Source organism: Ignavibacteriota bacterium (genome assembly GCA_016212665.1).
GTDB lineage: Bacteria > Bacteroidota > Ignavibacteria > UBA10030 > SZUA-254 > FW602-bin19.
Window position 1 is genome coordinate 66,352 of sequence record JACREZ010000032.1, and the last position, 14,477, is coordinate 80,828.

The 14,477-nt window shown below is 42.0% G+C and carries 12 protein-coding genes and 1 tRNA gene; 5 read left to right on the forward strand and 8 right to left on the reverse strand.

All coding sequences use genetic code 11. The features are described 5' to 3' along the window. Positions 1-31: 31 nt before the first annotated feature. The gene (moeB, locus tag HY960_10875; GenBank protein MBI5216245.1) at positions 32-1,168 is read right to left on the reverse strand and encodes a molybdopterin-synthase adenylyltransferase MoeB; all 1,137 of its coding nucleotides are present in this window, start codon (positions 1,166-1,168) and stop codon (positions 32-34) included. Positions 1,169-1,217: 49 nt separating this feature from the next. Here moeB and HY960_10880 point away from each other — a divergent pair, with 49 nt between their 5' ends. Continuing rightward, positions 1,218-2,093, forward strand: coding sequence for a DUF1207 domain-containing protein (locus HY960_10880; GenBank protein ID MBI5216246.1), 876 nt, complete (start codon positions 1,218-1,220; stop codon positions 2,091-2,093). A gap of 136 nt (positions 2,094-2,229) precedes the next feature. Here HY960_10880 and HY960_10885 read toward each other — a convergent pair whose 3' ends face one another. From HY960_10885 to HY960_10895, 3 genes are all read right to left on the reverse strand, one after another. Next, entirely contained in the window at positions 2,230-2,964 is a 735-nt protein-coding gene (locus HY960_10885) for a hypothetical protein (protein ID MBI5216247.1), read from the reverse strand. Positions 2,965-3,164: 200 nt separating this feature from the next. Beyond that, positions 3,165-3,407: a hypothetical protein gene (locus HY960_10890; GenBank protein ID MBI5216248.1), complete on the reverse strand. Its 243-nt coding sequence runs from the start codon at positions 3,405-3,407 to the stop codon at positions 3,165-3,167. An 18-nt stretch (positions 3,408-3,425) separates the two neighbouring features. Then, positions 3,426-6,848, reverse strand: a complete 3,423-nt coding sequence (locus HY960_10895; GenBank protein ID MBI5216249.1) for a T9SS type A sorting domain-containing protein — start codon at positions 6,846-6,848, stop codon at positions 3,426-3,428. Between the two features lie 342 nt (positions 6,849-7,190). Here HY960_10895 and HY960_10900 point away from each other — a divergent pair, with 342 nt between their 5' ends. Continuing rightward, on the forward strand, positions 7,191-7,559 hold the full coding sequence (locus HY960_10900) for a response regulator (protein ID MBI5216250.1): 369 nt from the start codon (positions 7,191-7,193) through the stop codon (positions 7,557-7,559). 78 nt (positions 7,560-7,637) lie between these two features. On the opposite strand, the gene HY960_10905 is transcribed toward HY960_10900, so the two are convergent. From HY960_10905 to HY960_10915, 3 genes are read right to left on the reverse strand one after another with little or no spacing between them, the layout of a single operon-like run. Continuing rightward, entirely contained in the window at positions 7,638-8,405 is a 768-nt protein-coding gene (locus HY960_10905) for an inositol monophosphatase (GenBank protein ID MBI5216251.1), read from the reverse strand. 18 nt (positions 8,406-8,423) lie between these two features. Then, positions 8,424-9,713 (reverse strand): GTPase HflX, encoded by a 1,290-nt coding sequence (gene hflX / locus HY960_10910; GenBank protein ID MBI5216252.1) that lies wholly within the window; start codon positions 9,711-9,713, stop codon positions 8,424-8,426. 2 nt (positions 9,714-9,715) lie between these two features. Then, the gene (locus HY960_10915; protein ID MBI5216253.1) at positions 9,716-11,926 is read right to left on the reverse strand and encodes a BatA domain-containing protein; all 2,211 of its coding nucleotides are present in this window, start codon (positions 11,924-11,926) and stop codon (positions 9,716-9,718) included. Positions 11,927-12,043: 117 nt separating this feature from the next. Between HY960_10915 and HY960_10920 the strand changes: the two genes are divergently transcribed. The 3 genes from HY960_10920 (at position 12,044) to HY960_10930 (ending at position 14,101) form a co-directional block, all read left to right on the forward strand. Then, positions 12,044-12,118, forward strand: a tRNA-Pro gene (locus HY960_10920). A gap of 242 nt (positions 12,119-12,360) precedes the next feature. Next, positions 12,361-12,729, forward strand: a complete 369-nt coding sequence (locus tag HY960_10925) for a response regulator (GenBank protein MBI5216254.1) — start codon at positions 12,361-12,363, stop codon at positions 12,727-12,729. A gap of 31 nt (positions 12,730-12,760) precedes the next feature. Then, positions 12,761-14,101 (forward strand): sigma-54-dependent Fis family transcriptional regulator, encoded by a 1,341-nt coding sequence (locus HY960_10930; protein ID MBI5216255.1) that lies wholly within the window; start codon positions 12,761-12,763, stop codon positions 14,099-14,101. 17 nt (positions 14,102-14,118) lie between these two features. Here HY960_10930 and HY960_10935 read toward each other — a convergent pair whose 3' ends face one another. After that, a complete protein-coding gene (locus HY960_10935) occupies positions 14,119-14,412 on the reverse strand; it encodes a hypothetical protein (protein ID MBI5216256.1) in 294 nt (97 codons plus the stop codon). Positions 14,413-14,477: the final 65 nt, after the last annotated feature.

The following is a 14,477-nucleotide window of genomic DNA, read 5'->3' on the forward strand; positions in this document are numbered from 1 at the left end:
TATGAAAATATGAGGTGAGTTCAAAACGACATCAGTAACGAGGAACAGAAGTATCAACCGTTCGGGACCATTCATCAATTCCTCCGGCAAGGTTGATGACGTTGTGAAAACCGTTATTCTTCAAGAACTCAACTGCCCGCGCGCTTCGTATTCCATGATGACACATCACGACAATTGGTTTATCGTTCGGCAGTCCGTCAAGATGTTGAGGTATAGTCGCCAGCGGCATCAAAACACCACCGATGTTGCAAATGCGATACTCGTATTGCTCACGGACATCAAGAAGAAAAATGTTGTTCTCTTTCTTCATCAGTTCATGGAGTTCTTTCGGTGTCAGTTCGTTCTTCTCTGTTAGGAAGCCAGTGGACGGATTACAAAATTCTTCGTAGTCAATCAGTTTTGTTATTGATGGATGTTCACCGCACATAGGGCAGTCAGGATTCTTTTTTATTTTCAATTCCTGAAACTGAAGCATCAATCCATCAAACACAAGCAAACGACCGATAAGAGGTTCACCGCATCCGAGAATCAACTTCATGGCTTCTAACGCCTGCAATGTACCGATAACTCCGGGTAGTGCGCCAAGCACTCCACCTTCCGCACAATTCGGAACCAACTCCGGCGGCGGCGGACTCGGATACAAGCAACGATAACACGGACCTCGTTCCGCATCAAATACACTCACCTGTCCATCAAACCGGAAAATACTTCCATAGACATTCGGTTTCTTCAACATCACACACGCATCATTGACAAGATAGCGAGTTGGGAAGTTGTCCGTTCCATCTATCACAATATCAAAGCGGCGAATTATTTCCAACGCGTTTTCCGAAGACAATCGAACAGGAAATGTTTCAACCTCGACATGTGGATTTATTTGTTTGATTCTCTCTTGTGCTGATTCAAGTTTCGATGTGCCGATATTTTCCGTTGAGTGAAGCACCTGACGTTGTAAATTTGTAATGTCAACGACATCGAAATCAACAATGCCAAGCGTACCGATACCGGAGGCGGCTAAATACAACGCGAGAGGAGAACCCAATCCTCCCGCACCGATAATCAACACTCGTGCGGCTTTGAGTTTCTTCTGTCCCTCCTCCCCGATTTCCGGCATGATGATATGTCTGCCGTACCGTCGGAGTTCATCCTGTGTGAGTGTTACTTCCATTGTGAAAACATTCTTTGTTTGGTATATTGGCTAACCGTTTTTTGAATTTATGAAACTGAACTTGTTTGTATTTTTCTTTTTGATTTTTCCCGCTGTATCATTCGCACAAGAAGATACGGAAAAAAATCATTGGGTGTTATTTCCTTCGGGATTGAACTTCGTGCCGTTCAAAGCAAACATCGCGGAGCCGCGTATCGGTGTTTTCAAATTCACCGATGCAGAGGAAATGAAGGTGGATATCGGAAATTCCGTTGATGTATTCGGGTATGTGATTCCCTCATCGAACATCAACTTGCGTGTCAGCGCCGACTTCTTTGCGTACGCATTTGTCACCGGCGCGCAGGGCTTACGACTTCAAATTGATGCTGTGGATGGGTTCTTCGGCGGCAACATTTCACTCTCCCAAACATCGGATTCAAACTATTGGCAAAGTCGCTTACGAATACTCCACCACAGCGCGCATCTTGTGGATGGTCATTACTCAACCGCAACTCATTCGTGGCTTGATAATCGTGAGCCGATTCCGTACACACAAGATTTCGGTGAACTGACAATCGCCCGAATTCAAACTTCAAATTTCTTAAAGTTCAGGTATTATGGAGGCATTTCATACGCCACACTCGTCCGACCGAACGAAATAGCACGACTATCATATTTTACAGGGGTTGAATCGTATTCAGAAAAGAGTCTGGGAGAAATTCTCAATCAACCAACCAACCTGTTTCTTGCTTACCAACTTTCATTGACAGGCGAACCGACGTATCACGCAAGTCATAATGTACAAGCAGGTATCAAATTCGGAACGTGGTACGAGAAAGGTGTTACGATGTATCTTGGCTATTACACCGGAACGCACATGTTTGCCGAATATTATAATCAGCGACTGACTACACTTGGCGTGGGGTTTACGATTGACTTTTACTAAACGTGATGGAGTAAGGGATTTCTCTAAGTTTCCTGTTTCAGTTTCCTGTTTTCAGTTTTCTGTTCCCAGTTCCTGTTTACTGAGTACTGAATACTCCACCACTCCATCACTCCAATACTCCATCACTCCATTGAGTTCACGTTCCCTTAGCTGCCTTCTTTGCCGCACGCGTTGCCGCCGCTTTCTTCTTTCCTAAGCGTTGTGCTTTCGTCGGACCGGATAATACTTTCTTCCCCAACTTCTCCAACAACTGCGGATGCGTGTACATCAATTGTGCTTCTGCTGTCTTCACAAATGCAGTAATCCATTTCGCCAAGTTCGCGAAGGCGGTCTTCTTATCTTTCGTTTGGCTTTGGGTCGTACCTACTGCACTGCTCTGTGCAGAACTGAGAGCGGCATAGACTTCCACTTCCGCTTGTTCAGCAACGAGCCGCTCCCCATTGTAGCCCCATTTTGCCAGTTCGGTTTTGATGGTGTCTGTCTCTAACGAATTTTTATAGGCGATACGTGCGGCGTTGAGAAACGTGGCTTCGGTCCTTGGCACTGCAGAATTAAACCCAAGTATTTCAATATCGGTGGGGGTAAGATGCGCGAGTGAAGTCTTCTTCAAACTCATATACTTTTTATGAATTTCCAACTGCTTGAAGTCCTCTGCTTTCGACGCTTCCTTCTGTTTTGCTTTCACCGACTTTTTCGTCGCTGTACTGGCAATTGCGATGTTGTATAACTCCCAACCTTCTCCCATCCGCTCATCGGTATAACCGCAGTTCACGAGTAAGGGGCGCAACTCGGCATCTTCGCTCCCGTTTTTCAGGACGACATATGCCTTCGCTAATTGCTGTTGTTCTGATTGACTTGCATTTGTTTTCATGTGTTTTCCCTTTGTTATTGTTTTGGTTATAATTGATTTACATTTGAACTATCTTACTTTCTGATTAAAAAAGCCAACATTGGACTATCTTTACGTTACAACACTGCGAATTGACATTACAATGCAACGAAACAACTCAACATTACGTTATCTTTGACTTACATTACTTCATCTTCGAGTTACATCGCTTTATCTTGACATTACATTGCTCTATCTTCGAGTAACTTTGCTTTATCTTCACGTACCATTACTTTATCTTTGATGAACATTAGAACATCTTCCGTCCGCATTGAGACATCGTACATCAACAATGGTTCATCTTCCCACTCCATCACATCACATGGGATGAAAGCGACCATGATGGTAAAAAGAACAGACGCAATGGAAACAAGTTTGCTTCCGTTGTTGAAAACATATTCTCCAATGCACGGAAATATAAACATGATGTCAAACAAAGAAGTTCACTTCAGCAAGAGCATTTTCTTCATGTCGGTGAACATTTCTCCTGAGTTTGACGAAGGAACATTCGAGCCGTTTGAAGCGGGCAATGCCGTGAGGCGATAGAAATAAATGCCGCTTGGTAAATTGCTTGCATCAAATTCGATTGACTTGTAGCCTGCATCCTGAACTTCATCTGCAAGCGTAGCAATAACTCTTCCGAGCATATCATACACTTTGAGAGTAACCAAACTATTAACTGATAACTGATAACGTACAACCGTAGTCGGGTTAAAGGGGTTAGGGTAGTTCTGTTCAAGTGAATAGCAGTTCGGAACATTTTCCTTGCTGGTTACTTGCAGAACAATCTCGTTATTATCATGTTCGATTATATAATTTTTCTTTTGAATCAAATCAGCCACTTGCGAGCCAATCTGTAATTTGGCAGTTATGTTCTTCTTCTGTTGCAACCAGTTAACAGTAATCGGATAGCTCGTTGACGAGAGCAATATCTTAAGGAATGTTGTGCCTCCATTTGAAATATTTTCAACTTGCTTTTGCGTGGCGAAACGTACATCAAAACATCCTTGCGGAGGTACGGGAGGAAATTCAAAATATGATTCCGGAATATTCATTGTTGTTCCTCCATCAATAAAGAGTCTTTGTTGATTTCCTTCAGTATCGGTAAACACTATTTGAGCGGCATCTTCAAGTTGCGCGTTAACCGAAACAGGTCTTTCTTTTTCAAATGCTCGGGATTCAGAAGATAGTATCAACTTCCCATCGGTCGAGACTTTTACCCAATATCCATGTAAAGGAAGTAGTGTTCCGGTCGTCTTATATAATTTTGTAAATTCATAATATTCAGAAACAACGATGTTGGAAGGGAACGTCGTTATCATCGAGGTCGAGAGTGTGTCTTGAACAGAACCGATGAGATTCCAACCTTCCCGTACGTCGATCGTATCGAATGTGTTTTTCTTTCCCAGTAAAGTTACCAATTGTGCGCTCGGAAATTTCAGCCAAAATCCTTTCCCATTTTCTAATGTATCTTGACGTTCATAATTGCCATCACTTGTGAATGTGAACACGTCAGAGGATGATGTGGGAAATATGGCGCTCTTCCTCCAATCCGGAACTTGTAAGGGTAATGAGAGAAGATTCCACCGTTTCTCAACATTATAATGGTATTGAAAAAATGGCGTTGTTCGGAAACTCCATATTTCTGACCATTGACTAATTTTTGTGTCATTCAGACTTCGAACACGCCAATAATACTTCGTCCCTTCTGAAAGAAACGATGCTATGATAAATGTCCGTGTAAGAATCGTGTCGAGAAGTACGTCCTCTTCGAATAATGAATCTTCAGAAACTTCCAGTTGATACCGTAAAGCATTATATGCTTGATTCCATGCAATGACAGTAGCGTTTTTGTCTATCTCAGAATTGTTCGGAGGACGACTTAACATCGGTTGATACGGTAATAATGGTGACGACGCATTACGGGTAACGAGAATTGTTCCGCCATCGCCAACAGCGAACCCCGTATCAGCATCAACAAAGGTAATACCCCGTAAACTATTTCCGTTAGGACTTAGTTGAGCAAGCCAATTTTTTCCGCCATTGGTTGTAGCGTATATATCGCCCCATCGCACGGCAGCATATCCAAATGTAGAATCAAGAAATGTCATCGCCCTGATACTTGAAGAAAGACCTTCAGCAAAGAGCGACCAAGTATTTCCACCATCTATTGTTCTGTACAATCTTCCATTCCAATAGTATCCACCCCCTGCAAATCCCAGTAATGGACTAACAAATTTTATTTCATAAATACTTTCATAGGAAATGGTTGTTTGTGTCCACGTACTTCCGCCATCGGTGGTTTTACTTATTATGCTCTGACCGATTTCGTAATTAATACCAGCGGTCCACCCCGTGTCGCGGTTAATGAAAAAAACCGAATACAATGTTGCGCCAAAATCGTGCGGTAATATTTGCCAATCCTGCCCGCCATTATCTGTCTTCAAAATGACAGAAGTACTCAATTTCTCAGATGAACTTCGTTGAACAACTCTATTTCTTAAAGATGGGTATTTTTCTTCTTGTGATTCAACCCAATCAATCTCTTGCCCTCCGACAGCGTATCCTCTTGATGTATCCATGAATTGAACCGAAAGTAAACTTAAAGATGTCCCGCTCGTTTGATAATGCCAAGTATTCCCCCTATCTGTTGTATGTACAATCTCGCCGAAGAGTCCAACAGCCCATCCCTTCTCCTCGGTAGGAAAAGAAAGTGATTGAAGCGGTGAACCAACAGTACTAACGGTATTCCAGTCGCGACCAAAATTCGTTGTTTTGAAAATAACACCTCCGCTCAGCGAATAGTTGTTCCCACCAACCGCCCAGCCAATTTTATCGGCGGTAAATACAATATCGGTTAAATCATCAGTCGTTCCATGTATTTTTGATCCCCATGTAAAACCTCCATCCGTCGTGATAAGAATTTTTCCTGCATTGCCAACGACACATCCGTTAAGCGTATCTAAAAAATACACCGTGTTTAACCTGTCTGTCGTTCCACTGTTTTGTTGTTGCCAATGAATGCCATCGGACATTTTTAATATCTCTCCTCCTTCAGAAACAGCCCATCCATGCTTTTCGTCTTTTATGTGCATACCATATAACGATTGTCCTGTACCGCTTGTTTGCAAATTCCATGACTCTCCTCCATCTGTCGTCATCATTATTTTGCCTTGTCCTCCACTCCACCATCCAACGCTACTATTTGCAAATTGAATATTGAATATTGGTCCTTCGTAAATGTTTTGTATTTCCCATGAATCCCCACCATTAGTTGTTTTCAAGATATGAGATATAATTGGTCCTGCAGGACCGGCATCAACCACTATCCATCCAGTCATAGCATTTACAAAATACATACAAGTTGTTGCTATTCCATCAAGCCCAATCGGTATCGCAGACCACGACAGACCTCCATCGGTCGTTTTATACACTAAGGCATCTCCCGGCGGATTAGCCATACCCACCATCCAACCTGTGTATGAATCAATAAATTGAATTTTATATAATTGTTCATTCATGACCGATCGTAATTTAATCCAAGTAATTCCAGCATCAACTGTCTTTAATACGATACCGTTTTCGCCAACCGCCCAACCTGTATCTTCAGTACTAAAAAATATATCAAACAAAAATTGTTTGGTGCCTGCGATGTTGTGTTGTATATCCCAAGTTTCTCCAAAATCTTTGGTCTTAATAATTGTACTTGCATTCCCAGCGATGATAACGTGTCCGGGTTCGAGAACATGAACGCCATAATTTGAATTTCCATGAGGTAGAGGGTTCTGCCAATACCATTTAGATTGCTGTGAATAGTTTGTGATGACGCAACAAAACGTGAGTATAATAAATAATCTAATTTTCATACTATGTTCCTCGACAATTATTTTGAAAATGTAGTGTTGAATCAGGATAGTTACATAAACACAAAACCCGTCCCAAGGGGATCGTTGACATCAGGGCGTAAATGTCCTTCAGCGGGTTTTTGTTAAACTCGTTTAACTGCGTATCCTCAGGTGGATAAAATATTTTGTGTAAATTTCCCATGCATCCTGTGTTGCTACGCCGTTATGATATGGAAAAAAAGAGAAAAAGTCAAGCATTTTCCAAAATATTTTTTTTCTCGTACTAAAATAAATAGAGAGTTGCTTTTTGCCTGACTTTTTCCTTAATTTGCACCACATTAATTTGAACAACAACGGGGATTTATGTCAAACCAATTTCACATTTTAGTTGCCGATGATGAAGATTCATTACGGTCGGTGATTGTTACCGAATTACAAGAAAATAATTTTCATGTTCGAGAAGCATCGGACGGAGCGGAAGCAATTTCGTTACTGAAGCAACATACGTTCGACCTCGCATTGCTTGATATGAAAATGCCGAACAAAACCGGCTTGGAGGTTTTGCAATTCATTCACGACAATGAAATCAAACTGAAAGTGTATATGCTGACTTCGATGGATGATTTACACATAGCTCTCGAAGCGCGTAAACTTGGAGCGGAAGGTTATTTATTGAAGCCCTTCAATATTGATGAAGTGAGAGAAAGAGTTGTTGATGCATTAAACCATTGACGATTGTATCATTGACGATTGAATCATTGAAACAAATGATACAATGACTCTCAATGAGCCGTAGGCAATCGTAAATCGTCAATTGGCTTTTATCACAGAAATCATTTCATTGTGGACAACTCCGTTGCTTGCAAGAATTTCTTTCTGATACACACTGAACTTCCCACCATGAAAATCTGTCACCGTCCCTCCTGCTTCCTGCACAAGTAACATTCCTGCCGCCATGTCCCAGGGATTGAGGGCGACTTCCCAGAATCCATCGTATCTGCCGCACGCGACGTACGCCAAATCAATCGCCGCCGAACCCATACGACGAACTGCTTGTGCCTTCATCAGAAAATTTACAAATCGTTCCACCGCATGATTAGGATTTTCAACTATGTTGTAGGGAAAACCGGTAACAAGTAAACTCTTACCAAGTGTTTGTGTTTGCGACACTTTCATTTTTCTTCCATTCAAGTAAGCGCCTTTTCCTTTTTCTGCTGTGAACATTTCATCAAGGTTCGGGTCGTAAATCACTCCTGCAATTATTTCGCCATCGTGTTCAATGCCGATGGAAACACAGAACACCGGAAGTCCGTGTGTAAAGTTGGTCGTTCCATCAAGCGGGTCAATAATCCATTTTGTTTTAGAGGACCCCTGACTTCCCCGTTCTTCGGCGAGAATCTCATGTGACGGAAAATGTTTCCTGATGATTTCGATAATCATCTCCTCCGAGCGTTTGTCAATCTCCGTAACGAGGTTCCGTTCGCTCCCATCTTTCTGTTCGATTGTTTTGATTTTGCCAACGCTTTGTTTGAGAAATTTCCCTGCGACCTTTGCCGCTTCAACTGCAACGTGTACCATTATTTCAAACTTTCTGGTCTACGAGTTAATAACGTTAATTCCACTTTTGCTGAGTAATTTTTTCAGCCGTCCGTCAAACTTCTTATCGAACCGAAAACGAATTTTCATCGTGTTATTTTCATCGTATTCCTTCTCAATGATTTCTGCAAACTCATGGAGTTTTGAGACGAGCCGGTAATCTGACGGCATGAGATGCAGAATCTGTTCTTTCAATTCGTGTTCAAGCACTTCAAGAATTTTTTCTTTCAGGCTTGAAATGTTAATACCGCGTGATGCGGAGATAAATACAGCGTTTTCGTATTCTTTGCCCAACGAAGTCACCAATCCCCGGTCTTGAAGTGCATCTATTTTGTTGAAAACAATGACTGTTGGCTTCTCTCCCGCGCCGAGTTCCTGAAGCGTTTCACGCACAACACAGACATGTTCTTCAAATTGCGGATGACTGACATCTACAACATGCAGCACGACATCCGCTTCAACAACTTCAGCCAATGTACTTCTGAATGATGCAATCAAATGTGGCGGAAGTTTCCTGATAAATCCGACCGTATCTGATAAAAGAATTCTTTTTGTTTGCGAGATGGCAACTTGTCGAACTGTTGTATCGAGCGTTGCAAATAATCTATCTTCAATGAAAACATCAGCACCGGACATTTGTTTAAGCAATGTAGATTTTCCTGCGTTCGTATATCCAACCAATGCCACACGTGTCCACTCTTTTCTCCGGCTCCGTTGTACACTTCGCTCAACACTGATTCCTTCTAATTTCTCTTTCAGATTTCCGATGCGAGCGCGAACTGCACGACGGTCAACTTCCAACTGTGTTTCGCCGGGTCCTTTCGTTCCAACACCGCCGTATTGTTTCGATAAGTGCGTCCATGCTCTCGTTAATCTCGGCAACATGTACTGAAGTTGTGCAAGTTCTACTTGCGTCATCGCCTCTTTCGTCTTCGCTCTTGATGCGAAAATATCGAGAATTAATCCGCTTCGGTCAATAATTTTGCACTTCATTACTTTCTCAAGATTTCTTACCTGCATAGCGGAAAGGTCATCATCAAAAATTACTGATTCTATTTTTTCTTGTTCGACAAGTTGAGCAATCTCATTAATTTTGCCTTTACCAAGATACGTAGCCGGTTGGATTCCATCACGCTCTTGCGTAATTTTGTGAACAACTTCGACTCCCGCTGTATCGGCAAGTCTGATGAGTTCATCAAGATAATCGCGCACTTGGTAGCGACTGACTTTATTCGTCACTAAGCCGACAACAATTGCCCGTTCTGTTTTTTGTGTTGAGTGAAGTTCCATCTTTATCCTTGTTGCGCCGCCGCAAACATTTGTTGCGTTTCTTTCCTGCTATCGCGTGCGATGAACATTTCAAGTAATGCAAGCATCAGCGCAAGAGCGAGACAATGCTTCCACAACTCGACACCGAAACGAGATTGAGTTACTGTTATTTGAACATCTTCCGGTTTATCAAGCGTTGTAATGGCTGCTGATTCTATGCCGAACTGCTTCCAGAATTTAGCCAGTGCATCCGATTCAATTTTTCTTCCATCCGATTCATTCTTGTTTGTATTGACTGCTATAATGGTTAGCAATTCGTTTTGATTATTGAGTTGATAAAATCCCGATTGTGTCAATTTTTTCAACCCGATTGATAACCCTGAACCTTGTCGTTGCGTACCTGACTGCTTTGTATTTTCACTCGATTGCGAAACCAATTCTTCCATTCCGTCGGGGGAATTCAACTTAAATGTTCCAGACATCAACGCGAGCGGAACGTTTTGCAGATTTACTACCGGTTCATCACCGGTTGTAAACGAGTATTGAGTTTTTCCCCTCGATGAAGTATAAACAACCGAGCGATACATCAACGGCACAAAAATTCCCTTCACCGGAAAATCAGACCAAGAGAGTGTTGGCGCGGCTGAGTAGAATAATATCTTTCCGCTTCCAAGATTATGTTCGGAGAAAAATGCTGAACCATCACTCAGAGAGATAATCATGTGCGCTTCTTTTCCTACCGTACGAGCCAATGTTTTCAGAATCGAAGGAGATTCCACATTCAATTTATTTTGGGCTGATGTTGTTTGGTTCTTTTCAAAGACTGTTGCAAACAACGGGTGGTCATAATCAATTTCCTTGAAAGAAAGCGACGAGGTTGACTGCTCGCTCCCTACAACTCGTTCAACCTGTGGAATCGAGAGCGAAGTAAGTAATGCTCTGCTTATTTCATCTTGCTGATAATTCGATGATGGGTAGAGTACTAATCCGCCGCCGCCTGAAACAAAGTTCTTTATTTTACCAACACTGCTCAACGTCAATCCATCAGGAAACGACACAACAAGAACATCGAACTTATTTATATCAAGAAATTGAAAATCTTTTGCTGTCGTTTGTTTGATGTCGAACAGCGCATGTCCTTCCTGATTATCTCCCGAACGAAGCGCGAGCATGGGGAACCTGCTTTCGTTTTGAGAATTGGAAACAACTGCGACAGATATTTTTTCAGGAACATGAATGGTGAAGTAACGGCGGTTGTCTTGTTCGACTGCATCAGTTTCTAACTCAACATATCCTTTAACAAAACCGGATTTTTTTGGTGTGAGTGAAAAATCAAGTGTTGCCGAACTCCATGGGTCAAGCCGCACGCTGTTTTGCGCCACACGTACTCCTTCAAGAAACACACTCACAACATAATTCTGCTGAACATTGCCGCTAAAGTTTCTGATGGAGGTAAATACATTCACCGGTTTATCTTTTTCGACAAGTGTGGTTTTCACTTCAACAGAATCAATCGCCACATTTGCAGAAGCACTCGTTCCAAGATTGATAAGGAAGAATTTTACATTTACATCAAACAATGATTGTGAAGGTTGATTCTGAGGCGCAAGCATTTCTGTGAACAGGGTCTGTTGCATGTCGCTGATGACATAAACTTCCTTGTTAGCATTCTTCGACTCGGACAGCAATTTCGAGGAGAGCCGAATTGCATCATTCAACGGACGAGTTACGGATGAAATTGAAATGTCACTTACAATCTTTCTGAGCGAACGGAAATCGTGCGTGGCAGGTGAAATTGTAGCGTCCGGCAAATCGGAAAGTTTCAGGAGAAAGACCTCATCACCTTCAGTCAGTAAGTCAATCAACTTCAGGATATTCTCTTTTGATTGCTTGAGCAATTCGCCCCGTTCATCGGACGCACTCATGCTAAATGAATCATCAACAATAAATACTACTGAGGAATGAGCATTCCCTCCGATGGTTCCGAGCAATGTCCCCCGAAATGCAGGTCGTGCAAATGCCAATACCAACAACAAAACCAACAGCGTTCGAATAATCAGCAACAACAATTGCCGGATTTTCAGTTTTCGTATTTTCGTCTGTTGTAATTCCTTCAAAAACCGTAATGTGCTGAATTCGATGGTTCTGAGTTTCCGAAGGTTCAATAAATGGAGAATAACGGGAATTGCCGCAGCAAGTGTCCCAAAGAGAACAAGGGGATTAAGAAAAGTCATCTACGAGAGAAAATTGCATTCAAAGTTAAACATAGCCTGCTCAAATGACAGAAAAATTTCAGTAAAAAACAACATTGCTTCGTGTAATGAACTTTTGTATATTTGCCACGTTCGATTCGGGATGTAGCGCAGCTCGGCTAGCGCGCCTGCCTTGGGCGCAGGAGGTCCCGGGTTCAAATCCCGGCATCCCGACTCTTACTTGTTGCGCCCATTTGATGTGGATTCTGAATATTACTTGTAGAACGGAATTCCTACATTAATTTTCTCCTTTGTCAACCCCGCTTCACCTGTTATTTTGAAAGATTTAACGCGGTGACAATATAAATCAGCAAAAGAACAAAATTTCTGTTGCTTTTTAGATTCAAATTCATTAATTTGCCAAACGAAAAATGCGTATGAGCATTTTTCAATAATATTTTTCAAAAGGATTTTTCATGGATAATCAACATAAGGTCTTAGTAGTTGACGACGAAGAAGCTCTCCGTACAGTGTTGAGCGGTGAGTTAGTAAATGAAGGCTACAAAGTCGGTACCGCGGCGGACGGAGATGAAGCCATTGCAATCATCAAACAAGAACAGTTTGATATTGTTTTATTGGATATCAAAATGCCAAAAGTCGATGGCTTTGAAGTACTCAAATTTATTAAAAAGGATTATCCCGCAATCAAAGTTATTATGCTTACCGCCTTTGCAGATTTGAAAAATGCTATTGAATCAAAGAAACTTGGCGCAGAAGATTTTATCAGCAAGCCGTACGACCTTGTGGATTTACTCACCACAATCGAACGTGTGTTAGGGGAGTAACTTTCTCTTTCAATGATGCTGAAGAGTAACGTTGCCGCAACGGTTTAACATACTCATTGTCGATGATGAGGCATCATTAACGAAACTTCTACGGGAGGAACTTCAGGAACGGGAAACCTTCGAGGTTGACCTCGCCTTCGATGGTGTTGAAGCCATCAACCTTATTCAAAAAAAATTATACGATGTTGTTCTTTTAGATTTCAAAATGCCCCGCGTTGATGGCAAGGAAGTCTTAAAATTTGTCCAGGAACATTCTCCCTCCTCCCAAACAATTATTATCTCCAATTTTGCTGACATTCAATTAGCAGTCGAGATGACCAAACTCGGCGCTATTGATGTTTTGGGGAAACCATTCGATATCAATCAACTTGAACAAAAAATCGAACGGGCAATCGAGCATAAAAAGCTTGCCATTGACAATAAACTTCTTCAGGAAGAACTCGAACGGAAAGCAGGGACATCTGAAATTATCGGTAATAGTAAAGCAGTGGTTGACATATTACTCTACGGTAAACGAGTTGCGGAAAGTGATTCTGTTGTGCTCATTTTGGGACCGAGCGGAACCGGGAAAGAACTAATTGCAAATTTTATCCATAAGAACAGCCCGCGCGTTCATTATCCTTTTGTGCCGGTGAATTGTTCCTCCATTCCTGATTCGCTCCTTGAAAGCGAATTGTTCGGGCATGAAAAAGGAGCGTTCACAAACGCGTATACAGCCAAGCCGGGACTTGTTGAAGTCGCCAATGGCGGAACGTTGTTTCTTGATGAAGTTGGTGACATCAGTCAGACGGTTCAACCGAAATTGCTTCGCTTTTTAGAAAATGGGACATTTCGCCGCGTTGGAGGAACGAATGAATTGAAAGCGAACGTCAGGGTTCTCTCGGCAACAAATAAAAACCTTCAGGAAGAAGCGCGTGCTGGAAGATTCAGGGAAGATTTATTGTACCGATTGAATGTTTTCACACTTCGTATGCCCGCATTAAAAGACCATGTCGAAGATATTCCCTTACTCGTGGATTTCTTTCTTCAAAAGAAATCAAAAACAAAACAACCGAAGCAACTCAGCAAGGAAGCATTAAACGCGATGATGATGTATAATTGGCCCGGGAATGTTCGTGAACTTGAGCATGTCATCGAGCGGGCAATTATACTTTCGAGCGGAGAAATCATCGAACAACACGACCTCCATCTTACCGACCAACAACCGGAACAGGGAACCAAAACCTTTTCGCTCGATGATATGGAAAAGGAACACATCGAAAAAGTTTTAAAAATTTTCAAGGGCAATCGTGCGAAAGCATCGGAAGCCCTTGGTATTAGTCAGAAAACTTTATACACGAAAATAAAAGAGTACGAAATTTCTGTAGAATAATATTTTCCACAGTCCGCTCAAGCCGGAACTTGTTTCCGGTTGCGCCATATCGTTTGAAAATATAAAAACAAGATTTCAATAATAGTCACCAACGATAGGGCCATTGCATCTCTGTCGAACATCGGTCCAAGTCCGGGTTTCTCTATGACTAATTTCAACAGAGAATCAGCCAACGTCCAACCTACCGAAAAAACGAGTACGATTAAAATAACAGAGAGAAATCCCCAGATAAAATTTGTTTCTTGCCAGCGCTTCGTGAACGAATAGATTGCGGCAACAGTGTGGAGATAAAAAACGAAAAGAATTATCATTTGTGAGTGATAAGTTGTGAATTACGAGTAGCCCACAACTTCAGTTGTGGAGAAATCAAACAATA

Excerpts from the sequence above, each read along its gene's own strand:
- moeB (MBI5216245.1), bottom strand. The coding sequence starts at position 1,168 with ATGGAAGTAACACTCACACAGGATGAACTCCGACGGTACGGCAGACAT.
- HY960_10880 (MBI5216246.1), top strand. The coding sequence starts at position 1,218 with ATGAAACTGAACTTGTTTGTATTTTTCTTTTTGATTTTTCCCGCTGTA.
- HY960_10885 (MBI5216247.1), bottom strand. The coding sequence starts at position 2,964 with ATGAAAACAAATGCAAGTCAATCAGAACAACAGCAATTAGCGAAGGCA.
- HY960_10890 (MBI5216248.1), bottom strand. The coding sequence starts at position 3,407 with ATGTTTATATTTCCGTGCATTGGAGAATATGTTTTCAACAACGGAAGC.
- HY960_10895 (MBI5216249.1), bottom strand. The coding sequence starts at position 6,848 with ATGAAAATTAGATTATTTATTATACTCACGTTTTGTTGCGTCATCACA.
- HY960_10900 (MBI5216250.1), top strand. The coding sequence starts at position 7,191 with ATGTCAAACCAATTTCACATTTTAGTTGCCGATGATGAAGATTCATTA.
- HY960_10905 (MBI5216251.1), bottom strand. The coding sequence starts at position 8,405 with ATGGTACACGTTGCAGTTGAAGCGGCAAAGGTCGCAGGGAAATTTCTC.
- hflX (MBI5216252.1), bottom strand. The coding sequence starts at position 9,713 with ATGGAACTTCACTCAACACAAAAAACAGAACGGGCAATTGTTGTCGGC.
- HY960_10915 (MBI5216253.1), bottom strand. The coding sequence starts at position 11,926 with ATGACTTTTCTTAATCCCCTTGTTCTCTTTGGGACACTTGCTGCGGCA.
- HY960_10925 (MBI5216254.1), top strand. The coding sequence starts at position 12,361 with ATGGATAATCAACATAAGGTCTTAGTAGTTGACGACGAAGAAGCTCTC.
- HY960_10935 (MBI5216256.1), bottom strand. The coding sequence starts at position 14,412 with ATGATAATTCTTTTCGTTTTTTATCTCCACACTGTTGCCGCAATCTAT.